Annotated in this window: 16 protein-coding genes; all 16 read right to left on the minus strand. The window is 55.5% G+C overall.

Features of this window, described 5'->3' with window-relative positions; all coding sequences use genetic code 11:
• Positions 1–939: 939 nt before the first annotated feature.
• A complete protein-coding gene (locus VN24_RS24645) occupies positions 940–1,518 on the minus strand; it encodes a histidine phosphatase family protein (RefSeq protein ID WP_045672578.1) in 579 nt (192 codons plus the stop codon).
• A 39-nt stretch (positions 1,519–1,557) separates the two neighbouring features.
• Positions 1,558–2,154: a zf-HC2 domain-containing protein gene (locus VN24_RS24650; protein WP_045672579.1), complete on the minus strand. Its 597-nt coding sequence runs from the start codon at positions 2,152–2,154 to the stop codon at positions 1,558–1,560.
• Complete coding sequence (locus tag VN24_RS24655) at positions 2,151–2,744, minus strand: RNA polymerase sigma factor (protein ID WP_045672580.1); 594 nt, start codon at positions 2,742–2,744, stop codon at positions 2,151–2,153. Before VN24_RS24655 ends, VN24_RS24650 begins: the two co-directional genes overlap by 4 nt.
• 361 nt (positions 2,745–3,105) lie before the next feature.
• Positions 3,106–3,513: a DoxX family protein gene (locus tag VN24_RS24660; RefSeq protein WP_045672581.1), complete on the minus strand. Its 408-nt coding sequence runs from the start codon at positions 3,511–3,513 to the stop codon at positions 3,106–3,108.
• Between the two features lie 476 nt (positions 3,514–3,989).
• A complete protein-coding gene (locus tag VN24_RS24665) occupies positions 3,990–5,084 on the minus strand; it encodes a prephenate dehydrogenase (protein WP_045672582.1) in 1,095 nt (364 codons plus the stop codon).
• A 262-nt stretch (positions 5,085–5,346) separates the two neighbouring features.
• Positions 5,347–6,153, minus strand: coding sequence for a tryptophan synthase subunit alpha (gene trpA / locus VN24_RS24670; protein WP_045672583.1), 807 nt, complete (start codon positions 6,151–6,153; stop codon positions 5,347–5,349).
• On the minus strand, positions 6,150–7,346 hold the full coding sequence (gene trpB / locus VN24_RS24675; RefSeq protein WP_045672584.1) for a tryptophan synthase subunit beta: 1,197 nt from the start codon (positions 7,344–7,346) through the stop codon (positions 6,150–6,152). Before trpB ends, trpA begins: the two co-directional genes overlap by 4 nt.
• Entirely contained in the window at positions 7,343–8,029 is a 687-nt protein-coding gene (locus VN24_RS24680; protein WP_045672585.1) for a phosphoribosylanthranilate isomerase, read from the minus strand. The genes trpB and VN24_RS24680 overlap by 4 nt, the downstream gene beginning before the upstream one ends.
• Positions 8,026–8,823: an indole-3-glycerol phosphate synthase TrpC gene (trpC, locus tag VN24_RS24685; RefSeq protein ID WP_045672586.1), complete on the minus strand. Its 798-nt coding sequence runs from the start codon at positions 8,821–8,823 to the stop codon at positions 8,026–8,028. Before trpC ends, VN24_RS24680 begins: the two co-directional genes overlap by 4 nt.
• Entirely contained in the window at positions 8,810–9,856 is a 1,047-nt protein-coding gene (trpD, locus tag VN24_RS24690) for an anthranilate phosphoribosyltransferase (RefSeq protein ID WP_045672587.1), read from the minus strand. The genes trpC and trpD overlap by 14 nt, the downstream gene beginning before the upstream one ends.
• The gene (trpE, locus tag VN24_RS24695; protein ID WP_045672588.1) at positions 9,853–11,427 is read right to left on the minus strand and encodes an anthranilate synthase component I; all 1,575 of its coding nucleotides are present in this window, start codon (positions 11,425–11,427) and stop codon (positions 9,853–9,855) included. Before trpE ends, trpD begins: the two co-directional genes overlap by 4 nt.
• 368 nt (positions 11,428–11,795) lie before the next feature.
• On the minus strand, positions 11,796–12,164 hold the full coding sequence (gene aroH, locus VN24_RS24700; RefSeq protein WP_045672589.1) for a chorismate mutase: 369 nt from the start codon (positions 12,162–12,164) through the stop codon (positions 11,796–11,798).
• Positions 12,161–13,264, minus strand: coding sequence for a 3-dehydroquinate synthase (aroB, locus tag VN24_RS24705; protein ID WP_045672590.1), 1,104 nt, complete (start codon positions 13,262–13,264; stop codon positions 12,161–12,163). Before aroB ends, aroH begins: the two co-directional genes overlap by 4 nt.
• Position 13,265: 1 nt before the next feature.
• Positions 13,266–14,435 carry a chorismate synthase gene (gene aroC / locus VN24_RS24710; RefSeq protein WP_045672591.1) on the minus strand — a complete coding sequence of 390 codons (1,170 nt, stop codon included), beginning with the start codon at positions 14,433–14,435 and terminating at the stop codon, positions 13,266–13,268.
• Between the two features lie 201 nt (positions 14,436–14,636).
• The gene (locus VN24_RS24715; RefSeq protein WP_045672592.1) at positions 14,637–15,416 is read right to left on the minus strand and encodes a CheR family methyltransferase; all 780 of its coding nucleotides are present in this window, start codon (positions 15,414–15,416) and stop codon (positions 14,637–14,639) included.
• 33 nt (positions 15,417–15,449) lie between these two features.
• The gene (gene ndk / locus VN24_RS24720) at positions 15,450–15,893 is read right to left on the minus strand and encodes a nucleoside-diphosphate kinase (protein WP_045672593.1); all 444 of its coding nucleotides are present in this window, start codon (positions 15,891–15,893) and stop codon (positions 15,450–15,452) included.
• Between the last annotated feature and the right edge of the window lie 58 nt (positions 15,894–15,951).

Below are 15,951 nucleotides of genomic sequence, written 5' to 3' on the forward strand. Positions count from 1 at the left end.
CCGATGCATCGCTCTTCTTACGTAATGAGCGGTCAATGTCTCGCGGAGAAAGTTTCGGGGGGAACTCTAAGAAAGTATTTAGCGCGAAATAGTTCGTCGCTATATTTTTGGCTGTGTCGAAGGCGTCTGCATCTGACCCGGAGCATTAGCACGAAGCCAAACCGGTGCCGGAGTTTCGCCAAACTTCCGCAGCATGTTCAAGCCCTTGCCTCTATCCATTATTAAAAGCCCCAAACGATGCCAACCGCCGGTTCTCGCAAATTCATATCGTCTGAGGTCCTGCCGGCTTGTCCCGGCTTAAATCTGAAACTTTAAGGCACGTACGGTAAAATACGTATGGTATGGTAAACGATGCACGCCGTAAACTGCATCCATTTGCAGCAAGCCAATTGGCCGAATATCTGCGGACACAGACCAGCATCGCATGGCTTACGAACCGAGTCATCGTTATTTGTACATTTTGAACCTGTTCCAAGCTCTAACGAATCATAGAGTCACTATTCTACTCCTATCGACTCGGTTGGGTTGTTTTTGATGAAATAATGATTGTAGGGTTCGTTATCGCACAAGAAGTCTAATTATTCCTGAAATAACGTTTTTACGATTCTTTAGCCAGTTTCATAAGCCGTTCACTGCCGTTCACTGCTCGAAGACTCCACCTACGTCAAGATTGTCCCAAACCCTGCGGCCATAACTAAAAACCAAAAACGAGGCGGAAGACTACTCTCACCCCGTAAATTTATAAAATTCTATTATGTTAACAAAAAACGAACCGGCCAAGGATAGTCCCTTGATCGGTTCGTTTTCGTATTATGAGGTCAGCCAGAAAATTTCTGGTTGGCATTTCTTCATCGTCGTTATACGAAGGCCTTAGCCTGGTGTTCATTTTCGGTTTTTGAAGCCGGGACAGCTCCATGTGCCTGCCGCCGGGGGCAGCGGTTATTGAAGATGAAGCGTGCAGTTATGTAGTACCGGATCCCAACGATTGTCCTTGAATTCCAGCACGGAGAAGGACATATTGCCTATGTACGAATTGTCCAAATGCTCGCACATCAAAGCCAGCATCTGGGCAAGATAGCTTCCGTGCGAGACAACGAGCAAATTGGCTTCCGGCATATTATTGCGCCACTTTGCCAGAAACGCAGCCGCTCTATCCTGTACGGAAGCGTCGCTTTCGACGCCGGCTTTGCTGCTGGAGCGCCAATCCGCGCCCCACGTCTCGATTCTTTCCGCCTCGGTCGTGCCTTCGATAAGGCCGAACGAACGCTCGCGCAGCAAAGGCTCGCCCGGCAAGAGCGGGACGCCGATCGCCTCGGCCACGATTCGGCCCGTTTCGGCCGCGCGCGACAAATCGCTCGTTACTACCGCGTCCCAACGTTCATTTTCTCTGACCAAACGGTCTGCGAGCAGGCGCGCTTGCGTAAGTCCTTCTTCATTCAACGGAATGTCCGTTTGTCCCTGAATTTTGCCGAGGGCGTTCCATTCCGTTTTGCCATGACGAATTAATCCGATTTTCATTGCCGCCTGACGCCCTCCTTGTACGATTTCAAAAGCTGGTCAATGGCGCGTACGAGCCAGCCAGTTCAGCATCAGCATCGCCATAATCAATCCGAGAATCGACAGCGCAATCCAATACTGCGGATAGGTCGGCACCACTTTAAGCACAAGCGGATCGCTGATGCTCGCAACGGGAACGTCCGCGTAATAGGCTGCGGTAAACGCGCTCCCTTCGGATGCGTTGGCCGTTTCGATCAATCCCGTCATTTGAGCCGTATCCGGGGAAGCCGTCTGATTGTTAAATACGAGAACAAGCAGCGCCGTCGCGAACATGGCCATGCAGCAGGCAACGGCGATAGCCGCGTTGCGCCTGAAGCTGCGCGTGAATTGATACGTCTTATGGTAAACCGGCATATACCAGGTCTGTTCGGCGTAAATCCGCTCCATCACTTCCCGGTTGATATGGTCGAGCGGCCCGGTTATGTCTTCGCTCTCGGAAAGGTTGCGGATCAGCGCCTCGCTTTCCTCCCATAAGCGAAACTCTTCCTTGCAGATTTCACAGTGCTCCAGGTGCGTATCGACGTCCAATCGCTGGGAATCGTTCTCCGGGGCGTCCCAGTACACGCTGAAGAGCTCCTGCACTTCATGGCATTTCATCTCGTTCGCATCCCTTCAAATTCATCACTCTGCGTATCTCCGAAGTAAGGCTCCAGCTGCGATTTGACACTGGCCCTTGCACGGAATAACAGCGATTTGACGGAACTGACGGTTTGTCCCAAAATGGCAGCGATTTCCTGATAATCCAATTGGTCATATTCACGAAGTATAAGAGCCGAGCGCTGCTTTTCGGGCAGACTGTTTATCGCTTCGCGAACCAGGTTCATCCTCTCGGACTGCAGCACCAATTGTTCCGGCACCGTTTCAGGCGGCGCAACGGGCAAGTATCCCGTTTCCTCGAGCGATACGTTTACGCTGCGCTGTTTGCGCAGTTCGCTCAAAACGGTATTTCGCGCTATGGTGTACAGCCAGGTGGAGAACGAAGCGTCCACTTCGCGGAAGGAATGAATGCTGCGGTAAGCTTTATAAAACGTTTCCGAACAAAGATCTTCCGCCAGCAATTCCAATTTGGCACTCTTCAGCATATGAAAAATAAAACTCAGGATTTTGCGCTGGTATCGCCGCATCAATTCCGAATATAGCTGTATATTGCCGTCCTTGATTTCTCGAATTAACTGGGAATCGGTCATGACAGGCGAAAACCTCCTTGCCTGTAGGTCCTCCCGATCCGGTATATATATTTTACCGAGTCGGCGGTGAAAAGTTGCGGTGCACCGGGGTATAAAGTTCATTTTACATGAAAAAGAGGCATAAGCCTACAAAGTTTGCGCTTGTACGTCCATATTTCGAGTTGCTGCGACCAAAATCCTGCTTCCGTTTTCGACAATCGATCACTAACTAATCCATATTTTTACATCGTAGCCGCACGTTAGTATTGTATCACAGTACAAAGGCGGCGTCGCCCTTTATTTCTCGGGCAAGTACAAAAACACGAAAAAACGCTCCTCGTTAAGAGAAGCGTTCATCGCGTTGCCTTTGCTTTCAGCCCGTTTAGCCGATCCACAAAGCGTCGAGCGAATATTGGCCTGCGCCTGTCAGCGCCACGCCTAGAGCGACGGTTAGAAGCACCAGGTTGTATTCATAGCCGTTTGCCGTCACCCATAAGCCGTTTGCGCCGTGCACCTTCACAATCGCGACCAGCATCGGTACGATGATCAGAACGGCTCCGACCCATGTGAGCAAACCGGCTCCGAACAGCAAACCTCCGATCAGTTCCCCGGCTCCGGCCACAAAAGCGACAAGCGTTCCCGGCTTCATGCCGATCGACTCAAACCAGCCGCCAGTTCCTTTCAGTCCGTATCCGCCGAACCAGCCAAACAGCTTCTGCGCTCCGTGACCGATAAACAATAGTCCGATAACGACCCGAATAATAAGAAGACCCCAATCCAACGTATTCATATTTCCCAACCCTTTCGTTTATGTGATCTTGAATGAACTGCTTATGAACTTATATTAATGCCACTAACTTACTTTTGTCAAGTTAATAATTATATGATTGCAACATTTATTTATTCACCTTATTACAAAGCTTAAACCTGCTTGCCTCACACCCAATGCTGCACGCTAGAGGCTAGAGGATCCGTGCCTCTCTCTCGGCACGCCAAACAAAAAAAACCGCCTCGTAAGAGGCGGCCCGCACGACAAATGCGAATATTGGATAGGAGTGGAGAGAAACCATACTGTACTTTTATTATATGTATCCGTTTTCATTTTGTCAATAAGCGCTTTCATTTTTTTGTGAGTTAAATAAATTGACGTCATAATCGCTCTTCTATGTTAAAAGCTGAGCGGCTGGTTTAATGACAAGGGAGGGTTAGAATCGCCTGCCCTAACCAGCCGCGTCATACTAAGGCAGCCGCTTTAACATCATTCTTTTAAAATCGAACCGAATGATTAAGTCCTTCCAGCAACGTGACGGCCTGATCCAAGTCTTCCTGCGTGCGGAACGACAGCCTCAGCACCCCCGGCACATCCTCGCGGCTTTCGATAATTTGCAAATTGCTGAGGTTGATTCTGCGGCTGCCAAGCTCCGTTGCGATCCGGCCGATAATGCCGGGATGATCCGGCACGTCCACGTAGCATTCGTATACCGACTGAAGCATCCCTTTGCGGCGCTCGGGAAGCTGCCTGCGGAACTCTCCCGCCGTCCGGAACGCTTCGCTTACGCCTTCGCCGTCTTCATCGCGCAGCATTTGCGCGAACCGCTTCATTTCCTCCTGCCATTCCTCAATAAGCTCCAGCAGGACATGGCGGTTATTCAGCAAAATGTCGCGCCATACGACAGGTTCGCTCGATGCGATGCGCGTAATATCGCGGAATCCCCCGGCCGCGAGCGAAGCGTACAGGCCGTTCGTTTCGTTATGCTTCCGCACCTGATTGACGAGTGCGACCGCAATCAGATGCGGAAGATGACTGATCGCCGCCACGATTTCGTCGTGCTCTCCGGCATCGACGCGCACAATTTTGGCGCCGGTGTGACGAAGCAGCGCGGACAAGCGCTCCAGCGCATCAATCGGCGTGGCCGGCTCGGGCGTAAGCACGTAAAACGCATTTTCAAACAAATGCTGCGACGCCGCCTCCACTCCGGAACGCTCGGAACCGGCCATCGGATGGCCGCCGATAAATACCGCAGGCTTCAGGTCGGCCGCGCGCGCACAATCGGTTACGGACGATTTCGTGCTGCCGACGTCGGAAATGATGCACCCCGCCTTCAAATCCATGGCACTGAGCTGCCGGATATAGTCATCCAGCACACCTACCGGCACGCATAGAAAAATAAAATCCGCCGCTTCGGCCGCTTCCCGCAGCGAAGTCGTCGCCGAATCCACCACGCCTCTTCGCACATACTTTTCCGCAAGCGAAGCATCAGGCGAATGTCCGATTACGTTTAAACCCGGTTGACCTTTTAAACACAGCGCGAGCGATCCTCCAATCAGCCCGACGCCGCAAATAACGATTGTCGTTTCCAATTAATCTAGCACCGCCGCTTCCTGCAGCACCTGTTTCAAATGCGGCATTATATTTTGCATTCCATCTAAAAAAAACCGTCCATGAATGCCCAACGATTATTTTCGCATATCTTTCAGCTGTTTTAAAGTATTTTTGTTCGTATTTACGGGTGCATGCGAAAAAAGGGCCGGAGCATCCGCGCACATACGCGAAAGCGCCGGCCCTTAAGCTTTGCGAAAGCTGCGGATCGTTAGCCGGTCGGACTTAACGTCCCCCCGTCCCTCAAACTCTTAATCCGTGCACGAAGTCGTAAATTTGCCGCAGCCCTTCCTCTTTGCCCTCAGGCTGGCTAAGAAGCGGCAGAACCTCTTCGATTTTGCGCACGATGGCGCTGCCGACGATAACGCCGTCGCTCTGCCCCGCGAAACGCTCGATCTGCTCGCGGCTGGAAATGCCGAAGCCGACGGCAATCGGCAAATCGGTCGCGCCGCGGACCGATTGCAGGAATTCGTCGATGCCGCTGTGGAAATCGGAGCGAACGCCGGTTACGCCGAGCGAAGATACGCAGTAGACGAAACCGCGCGCTTTGCTTGCGATCCGGGCAACCCGTTCGTTGGAAGTCGGCGCCACGAGCGGAATGAGATGAATGCCCGCCGCTTCCGCCAGCTGGCGCATCTCGGCATCCTCTTCAATCGGCAAATCGGGAATGATGAGGCCGCTGATTCCTTTTTCCTTGGCAAGCGCGATAAACGTTTCAAGACCCATTTGCAGAACCGGATTGTAGTAGGAAAACAAAATAAAAGGGAGCTTGACGCCGGCCGCACGCGCATCCTCGGCCACCTGCATGCAGTCGCGGATCGTAATCCGGTGCTTCAGCGCCCGTTCGGAAGCGCGCTGGATGACCGGTCCGTCGGCGAGCGGATCGGAATAAGGAACGCCAAGCTCAATCATATCCGCTCCCGCTTCCTCCAGCTTCGCAATAATTTCAACCGAAGTCTTAAGATCCGGATCGCCCATCGTCAGAAAAGGAATGAGCGCCGGCTTGCCGTTCTTCTTTAAAGCTGCAAAAACCGAGTCGATCAAATTCATTGCGCTTTCCCCCCCAGATAGCCCATAATCGCTTCCACGTCCTTGTCCCCGCGGCCCGACAAGCTGATTACCACAGTCTTGTCGCTGGACAGCGTCGGTGCCAGCTTCATCGTCTGGGCGACGGCGTGGGCCGATTCAAGCGCCGGGATGATGCCTTCCGTACGGGAGAGCAGCTGCAGCGCCTCGAGCGCTTCGGCGTCGGTAATCGGTACGTATTCCGCTCGTCCGGAGTCTTTCAAATACGAGTGCTCCGGTCCGATGCCGGGATAGTCCAGTCCGGCCGAGATCGAATGCGCCGGCAGCACCTGGCCTGCCTCATCCTGCAGCACATAGCTGAGCGAGCCTTGGAATACGCCGTGACGCCCTTTGGTCATCGTAGCGGCGTGCTCTTCCGTTTCGACGCCGCGCCCGGCCGCTTCCACGCCGATCAGGCGAACGGATTCATCGCCTACGAACGGGTAGAAAATGCCCATCGCGTTGCTGCCGCCGCCGACGGCCGCGACGATATAATCCGGCAGCCGTCCTTCCTCTTTCAGCATCTGCTCGCGCGTCTCGTCGCCGATAATGCGCTGGAAATCGCGCACAATCATCGGGTACGGATGCGGTCCCGTTACCGAGCCGAGGATATAGTACGTGTCGTCGACGTTGCTGACCCAGTAACGCAGCGTTTCGTTACACGCGTCCTTCAGCGTGCGCGTTCCGGACAACACCGGCACCACTTCGGCGCCGAGCAGATTCATGCGGAAGACGTTCAGCTGCTGCCGCTTCGTATCCTCTTCACCCATAAACACCTTGCATTCGAGTCCGAGCAGCGCCGCAACCGTCGCCGATGCGACGCCGTGCTGGCCCGCTCCGGTCTCGGCAATAATTTTTTTCTTGCCCATCCGTTTGGCGAGCACGCCCTGGCCGATCGTATTGTTGATTTTATGGGCGCCCGTGTGGTTAAGGTCTTCGCGCTTCAAATAAATTTTTGCGCCGCCCAAATGCTTCGTCAATCGTTCCGCGTAATAAAGCGAAGTCGGCCGTCCCGAATATTTATCAAGCAAATAGCGGACTTCCGCTTGGAATTCGGGATCTTTAGAATAATGCCGGTACGCTTCTTCCAGCTCCATCAGCGCGTTCATCAGTGTTTCCGGCACGTAACGCCCGCCGAATTTGCCATAACGTCCGTTTGAATCCGGTACCTGGGTCATGATCGCATCACCTTTCCTGTAAAAGCTTGAATTTTTGTTATGTCCTTGACACCATCGGTTTCCACGCCGCTCGATACGTCGACGCCGTCCGGACGGTAACGTATCGTTAACTCTTCGACATTGCCGGGATGAAGACCTCCCGCCACATAAAGATGAGCGCCGATTTCGAAAGCGGCCTTCTTGTAGACTTCAATAACGGACCAGTCGAACGTTTTGCCGGTGCCGCCCCCGGCCGTATCGAGCAGCACGGCGTCTACGGCGCCGGCGTACGGCGCCAGTTTGGCGCGAGCCGCCCTTTCCGTATCGCCTTCCGCCGCCGAAAATGCCTTCCATACTTCAAGGCCGAAGCGCCGCTTTACTTCCCGCGACTGCTCCGGCGTTTCCCCGCCGTGCAGTTGGATAACATCCAGCGGAACCTCCAACAAGACGCGCGCAAGCTCTTCAGGATCGGGATTTACGAACACCCCGACCGTGCGCGGAGCCGCTCCTTTGTCGTTCCTTAAGGCTCTGACGTCCGCCGCCAGCTGAAACGCCTGCTCCGGTGTCACCCGGCGCTTGCTGGGCGCAAACACGAAGCCGACTTCGTCAACGGCAAGTCCGTCCATGCCGCGGATCGTGGCGCTGTCCCGGAGACCGCAAATTTTGACGCGAACGCCTCCGCTCGCCTTCGCCCCTCCACTCATGAGCGGACCGCCGGCCCCATCAGCCGTTCAACGGCTTCGCCGACATCGCTCTGGCGCATAAAGTGTTCGCCGATGAGCACGCCTTCGGCGCCCACCGATTGCAAATAAGCCAAATCCTCCGGTCCGGCGATCGCGCTCTCGCTGATGACGTTAACGCCCTTTGGAACAACGCCGATCAGGCGCTCCGTCGTTTTCAGGTCGGTCACGAACGTATGCAGGTCGCGGTTGTTGATCCCGATCAGCTCAATGCCTTCGATTTGCAGCGCCGTCTCCATTTCGCGCTCGTTGTGCACCTCAACCAGCACATCAAGGCCGATGGAACGGGCGGTCTTGTACAGCTCGCGCAGCTGCTCCAGCGTCAAAATCGCCACGATCAGCAGCACGGCATCGGCGCCGATCGCTCTCGCTTCGTAAATTTGGCGGTAGTCGATCACAAAATCTTTGCGCAGCAGCGGCACCTTCACCGTCTCCCGCACCAGCGTCAAATAGTCATTGGAGCCCTGGAAATAGTCGCGGTCGGTCAATACCGAGATGCAATCGGCGCCGGCCTGCTCGTAAGTTTGCGCCAGTGCCGCCGGATGAAAGTCCGCGCGGATCAGCCCTTTGGAAGGTGATGCCTTCTTCACCTCGGCGATCAGTCCCATCGGACGGTTGCGCCCCGTCGTCAAGACGCGCGTAAAGCCGCGGCACTCCGGCATGGCGGAAACCGTCCGTTCATAGTCGGATAGCGAGAAGCGTTCCGCCAAAGCGGCAACCTCCGCACGTTTGGTCGCAACGATTTTATCGAGAAACATGAGCCAACTCTCCTGTCTTTTGAATAAGCTGCCGCAGCTTGGCCGCAGCTTCGCCGGAATCGATCATTTCCGCGGCTGCGGCAACCCCGTCCTGCAAGCTCGCAGCTTTGCCGCCAACATAAATGCAGGCGCCGGCGTTGGCGAGCACGATATCCCGGTAAGCGCCCCGTTCTTTGCCGTCAAAAATCGCATGAATGATGCCGGCATTGACGCTCGCGTCGCCGCCTTGAACCTCGCTTAGATCGCGCTTCGCAAGGCCGAGCTCCTCGGGCGTCAGCTCGTAGGTGCGGACTTGGCCTGCGGACAGCTCGGATACTTGCGTCGGAGCCGAAATGCTGATTTCATCCAGGCCGTCCAAACTGCTGACGACCATCGCCCGCTTCAGCCCCAGCTCCCGCAGCACTTCCGCCACCGTCTCCGTCTTTGAACGGTCGTACAGCCCCAGCAGCTGCCGGTCCGCGCCGGCGGGATTGGCCAGCGGCCCGAGCATATTGAATATGGTCCGAACGCCCAGCTCCTTCCGCGGCAGCGCGGCATGGCGCAGCGACGGGTGATGCATCTGCGCGAACATGAAGCAAATGCCGATATCGCGCAGACACGCTTCGGCCTGCTCCGCGTTTAGCGTAATTTGCACGCCCAGCGCCTCCAGCACGTCCGCGCTGCCGGCTTTGCCGGACATGGCGCGGTTGCCGTGCTTGGCGACACGTACGCCGGCCGCCGCGGCGATGATCGCCGATGCGGTCGAAATATTGAACTTGTGAACGCCGGAGCCACCCGTGCCGCAAGTGTCAAGCAGCCCTTCCCGCTCGGTTTCGACCCGGCTGGCGAATCCCCGCATCACTTCCGCAAAGCCGGTTATTTCTTCTTTCGTTTCGCCTTTCATCCGCAGCGCGACCACAACGCCGGCAATTTGGGCCGGTGTCGCTTCACCGCTCATAATCGTTTCCATAACCGCGCCCGCTTCCAAGCGGGACAAGTCGCGGCCTTCCAGCAGCTTGTTCAGCACATCCTTAATGGTAACTTTCGCGCTCATTGTACGAAATCCTCCCGGGAATTCAGGACATAGTCGCTGTTAATGATCGAAACGAAATCATCCGGCACTTTATTGGTCGGAAACACAGCTTCGGCCATGCGGATCGCCTTCAGCATCCCTTTCGCTTTGTTTACCGTCTCCATGTACTCGCTCTCCGCAACGGAATCCCACACGATGCCGGCCCCGGCCTGTACGTACGCTTTGCCGTTCTTGAAAATAATGGTGCGGATCGTAATGCACGTATCCATGCTCGCCCCGCTGAAGCCGAAGTATCCGATCGCGCCCGCATACGCGCCGCGCGCTTCGTTTTCCAGCTCGGCGATTATTTCCATCGCCCGCAGCTTCGGCGCTCCCGATACCGTTCCCGCCGGCAGGCAGGAAATAAAGGCGTCGAAGAAATCTTTATCCTGCCGGATCGTCCCGCTCACGTTGGAGACGATATGCATGACGTGCGAGTAGCGCTCGATTTCCATAAAGGAATCGCACTTGACGCTTCCGAATTCCGATACCCGCCCGATATCGTTGCGGCCCAAATCGACAAGCATCAGATGCTCCGCCCGTTCTTTCTCGTCGGCGAGCAGCTCCTTCTCCAGCCGCAAGTCTTCGTCCGGCGTCCCCCCGCGGGGCCGCGTGCCGGCGATCGGCCGCGTCTCCACCTTGCCCGCGTCCACTTTGACGAGCGATTCCGGCGAAGTGCCGACGATGACCTCATCGTCCATTTTCAACACATACATATAAGGGGAAGGGTTCGTCATGCGCAAAACGCGGTAGACTTGCAGCGGATCGACATCCGTTTCGATACTGAACCGTTGGGAAAGGACGACTTGAAAAATGTCGCCGGCGCGGATATATTCCTTCGCCCGGTCCACGTTGGCGATAAACTGCTCCTTCGTCACGTTGGACTGCACGTCGCCCAGCTCCGGATCGGCCGGAATGACGCCGCCCGCAGTGAGCGGAAGCGGAACGGGCTGCTGCAGTTTCTCCAGCGTCGCGTTGATTTTCGCGCATGTTTGTTCATATGAACGGGCAATGTCCGCATCCGTCGCCCCGTCCTCGATATGCACGTTGCCGATCACTTGAATTTGCTGCTTGAAGTGGTCAAAGACGAGAATCTGATCGCAAAACATAAACTGCAAATCGTTCATCGCCAAATCGTCAACGCGGTGGGCAGGCAGCTTCTCGTAATATTGCAGCAGATCGTAGCCGAAAAATCCGACCGCTCCGCCGGTAAACGGAGGCAGATCCGGCAGCTGGGGGCTGCGGAACGAACGCAGGTGCGCTTTCAACAGCTCCAGCGGCTTGTCGGCCAATATATATTTCTCGCCCCGGCGCTCCAGCACCATCTTGCCCGACTTCCCGGACACCATCATAAACGGATCGGTTCCGATAAACGAATACCGCGCCCATTTGGCTCCGCCCTCCACGCTTTCCAGCAGGAAAGCGCGGTTCTCCTTATAAAAATGCTGGAACAGGCGGATCGGCGTCTCCGTGTCCGCCATCAGCTGACGGACGATCGGAATCAGGTTGTAAGTGCCCGCCATCCGGATGACGCGCTGCAGTTCGTTTGGCATGATCGATTCTCCTCCGGGTTTGAATTTTGCATGAAAAAAGCTCCCGCCGTAAGCGGAAGCGTTCGTTATATGAGTATATAAGATGGCCAAAGAGAACCTTTAACAAACAGGCAACGCAAGAGATAATATGCCTCATCTGCGCAACATACCTGTAATGGCCGCCTATATCCGCATACGCATCCTCAATAACGGACCGTATATCGAACCGCCGCCAGTCTCAGCTCTTCTCGTCTCAAAAAACGCTCATCTCATCTGTACTCATCGATACGTTCAGCTAGGCTGATTACTCATTCTGCACTCGGTATTGCTCTCAACTGTCTTTCACTATACACCGCGATGCGGTTCTGCGTCAAGTTAAGGAACGTTTATTATGCCTTGCTCAAATCCGGCCGCAGCACTCGCGCGCCGCCCAAATAAACGTGATTGATTTCCGCCTGCCCTTTATCTGTGTTGACAAGCACCATCAGCCGGATGCATTTCTCCAGGCTGCCTTTAACCGGAACTTCCAGCGAGCACATCAGCGGGACAAGCTCCCAGCCGCTCAAGCGGCGGATGGCAACCGCCGGAAAAGTATCGTCCAAATCCGTTGTTACCGTAATAAAAACGCTGCAAATATCTTCGGGCAAAATGGCGTTTTCAGCCACAATCTGCTCCACCATCTCGGATGTCGCCTGCAGAATCTGATCTCTATCGTTGGCTTCGACCGTTATGGCTCCGCGTATTCCCCGTACACTCATGCCCAATCGGCCTCCTGTTTCAACTCATTCACGATGTCGCGAATCATCGTTACATCGATCTGTTTATTAATTTCCACCTTGCCGATTGCAGTCGGAACGATAAACGTTACCGTGCCTTCGCCAAACTTTTTGTCGTGCATCATCGCTTTCATAATGGCATCGGTATCGTATTGCTCCGGCAGCCGCACCGGAAGCCCGCATTTGCCCAGCACGCGCCGGGTCACCGTATACACATCTTCCGGCGCCCCCAGCCGCACGCCCAGCTTGGCGGAACCGATCATGCCGATCGCGATCGCTTCACCGTGCTGAAACTCACCGTAGCCGGCGACCGCTTCCAGCGCATGGCCGATCGTATGTCCGAGATTGAGGATCGCCCTCAGACCGTTCTCCCGCTCATCCTGCGATACGACAGCCGCCTTGACGGAGCAGCCTTTGTAAAGGGCATATCCGAGCGCCTCGGCATCCAGTGCAAGCAGCTTCTCCGCATTGTTGTCGCACCAGGTTACGAATTCCGCATCCCAGATGAGACCGTGCTTCACGACTTCCGCAAGTCCGGAGCGCACATCCCGGGCCGGCAGCGACTGCAGCGTGCTTAAATCGTACAGCACCAGCTCCGGCTGGTGAAACGCGCCGATGATATTTTTGGCAAGCGGATGGTTGACCGCGACTTTGCCGCCGACACTGCTGTCATGAGCCAAAATCGTCGTCGGAATTTGCACAAAACGGATGCCTCTCATATAAGAAGCTGCGACAAAACCGGCCAGATCGCCGACGACCCCGCCTCCGAGGGCGACAATCGCCGATTTGCGGTCGAGACCCGCTTCCAGCGCTTTTGCCGTGAGCGATTCCAGCATCGCCAGCGACTTGGAGCTTTCGCCGGAAGGCACTACCGCGCTGGCAGCGGTGTATCCGCCATTCTGAAGGCTTGACATGACGCCGTTCAAATAATGCTGGGCGACATGATCGTCGGTCACGACAAGCAGCGGCGACTTGCGGCTGATGCCGTGCTTGTCGAACAGGGACGCGATATCGTTTAAGATACCTTCTCCGATATAGATTGGATAGGAGCGTTCACCTAGATTAACCATCAGCTCACGCATCTTAGTAACGCCCCACTTGTTCCAGATACGAATTGAGGTTGGCGCGGATTTCCTCGATGGAATCGCCGCCGAATTTCTCCAGAAACGCGCGCGCCACTTCCCAGGCGACGACATGCTCCATAACGACGCTGGCAGCCGGAACGGCGCAGCTGTCGGAGCGCTCCACTTGAGCGGTAAACGGTTCTTTCGTGTCGATGTCCACGCTCGCCAGCGGCTTGTAAAGCGTCGGGATCGGCTTCATGACGCCGCGCACGACGATCGGCTCGCCCGTCGTCATGCCGCCTTCGAAACCGCCCGCGCGGTTGCTGGCGCGGTGGAAGCCTTTTTCTTCGCTGTACTTGATTTCATCGTGCACCTGCGAGCCGCGCAGCTGCCCCGCTTCGAAGCCGATGCCGATTTCGCAGCCTTTGAACGCGTTAATGGAAACGACCGCTCCGGCAATGCGCGCATCGAGCTTGCGGTCCCACTGCACATGGCTGCCGAGTCCGACCGGAACGCCTTCCACGATGCATTCGACAACGCCGCCGATGGAATCGCCGTCCGCTTTCATCTGATCGATGTACGCCGTCATTTTGTCTTCGGTTTCTTTGTCCACGACGCGCACCGAAGACGCTTCCGTCCGCTCGATCAGTTCGTCAAGCGGCAAATTATTCGGCGGCGCTTCGATTTCGCCGATCCGGATCACTTGTCCGCCCACTTTAATGCCGAATTCGGCGAGCAGTTGGCGGGCAACGGCGCCGACGGCGACGCGCGCAGCCGTTTCCCGGGCGCTGGAACGCTCAAGCACGTTGCGCAGATCCTTCAGATTGTACTTCAAGCCGCCGTTCAAATCGGCGTGTCCGGGTCTTGGCCGGTGAACGCGCCGCTTCTCTTCGTCACCGCCCTCGATCGGTTCGATATTCATGACCGAAGTCCAATGCTTCCAGTCGTTGTTGGCAACGACGAGAGCGACCGGAGCGCCCGTTGTGCGCCCGTGGCGCACTCCGCCGACGATATTCGCCGTATCTTTCTCGATTTGCATGCGCCGTCCGCGGCCGTGGCCTTTCTGGCGGCGGTGCAGTTGAAAATTCAATTCTTCAAAATCCAGCTGCAAATTGCTTGGCAATCCTTCAATAATAGCGGTCAGCTGAGGACCGTGTGTTTCACCTGCTGTCAAATAACGAAGACTCAAAGTCGACTTCCCCCTTTAGAAAAAAAGCAAGCGCATCGCAAGGCGCCTCTTCTTGCCGGCCTAAAACCGGCGCTGTACTGCCGTAAAACATCTTTGCCCATTATAGTATAGGCAGGGCGGTTTGACAAGAAAACCCGCGCAGCGACAACGGCTGGCGGGTTTGTGTCGAAGGTTGGTGGATATGAGGCAACGATGCAAAGCTCAATCCTGTTTGCGGTAAAAAAACGTCTCCACCGTCTCGAACCGGTACTGTCCCGGCGAAAAAATCTGTTCCGTACTGCCGACGAACAATATTCCGCCGGGCTTCAGCGCCTGCGAAAACTTGCGATAGAGCAGATGCTTCGCTTCTTCCGTAAAATAAATCATCACGTTGCGGCATATGATCAGATCGTAAGGTCCGCCGAAATCATCCTGCAGCAAATTTTGCTGCCCGAAGCGGACGGAGCGGCGGAGCGTTTCCGCAATCGAATAGCCGTCCGCCTCTTTCTTGAAATACCGGTCCAGGTAGAAAGGCGGAACGTCCTTAACCGAACGCTCATGGTACAAATCGGCCTTTGCTTTCACAAGCACGCCCGCGTCGAGATCCGTCGCCTCAATCGAGCATCGCTCAAGCGCGTTCAGCCGGTGCATAATCATCGCCAGCGTGTACGGCTCCTCTCCCGTTGAACAGGCGGCGCTCCAGAAGCGGAGCTTGGCGCTCCCGCGCAGCATCTCCGGCAGAAACCGCTGCTCCAGCGCTTCCCACCGGGCTCTGTTGCGCCAAAATTCCGATACGTTGATCGTCATCCGGTCCAGAAACTCGTCCATCATCGACGAGTTGGCGGCCATCGCCTGCCAGTAAGCGCCAAACGTCGCGAAGGCGTATTTGTTGCGCAGCGTCGTCAGGCGGCGTTTCATCTGCGCTTCTTTATACTGGGAAAGATCAATTGCAGTGCTTGCTTTAATGCGGCTTATAAACTGCGCAAAGTCGCGGTCTTCCATTCCCCGGTTCCCCCGTGTTTCGTTTGGTGCGCCTTAAATCCAGCTCTGGATGCTTTTTTCGTATGCCACAAGCTCCTTCTGCTCGAAAAACAGGTTGATTTCCCGCTCGGCGTTCTCCGGAGAATCGGAGCCGTGGATCAAGTTGAAATTCGTATGTACGGCGAAATCGGAACGAATCGTTCCCGGCGCGGCATCGCGCGCGTCCGTTTTGCCGATCAAAGCGCGCGTCAGCGCAATCACATGATCCCCCTGCCATACCATCGCAAATACCGGTCCGGACGTAATAAAATCGAGAAGAGGCGGATAGAAAGGTTTCCCTTCATGCTCGGCGTAATGGCGCTCCGCAAGCTCCCGGCTGACAAGCATGAACTTGGCGGCGACGAGCTGCAGCCCTTTTTTCTCAAAACGGGAAACGATTTCGCCGATAAGACCTCTTTGCACTCCGTCGGGTTTAACCATCAAAAATGTTTGTTCCATCATAAGTCCTCCCTTGTGTCGAGTTTGGCCGTTCCGGTACCTTGCGTACTGCAACTTG

The sequence above is a fragment of the Paenibacillus beijingensis genome (genome assembly GCF_000961095.1).
GTDB lineage: Bacteria > Bacillota > Bacilli > Paenibacillales > Paenibacillaceae > Paenibacillus_O > Paenibacillus_O beijingensis.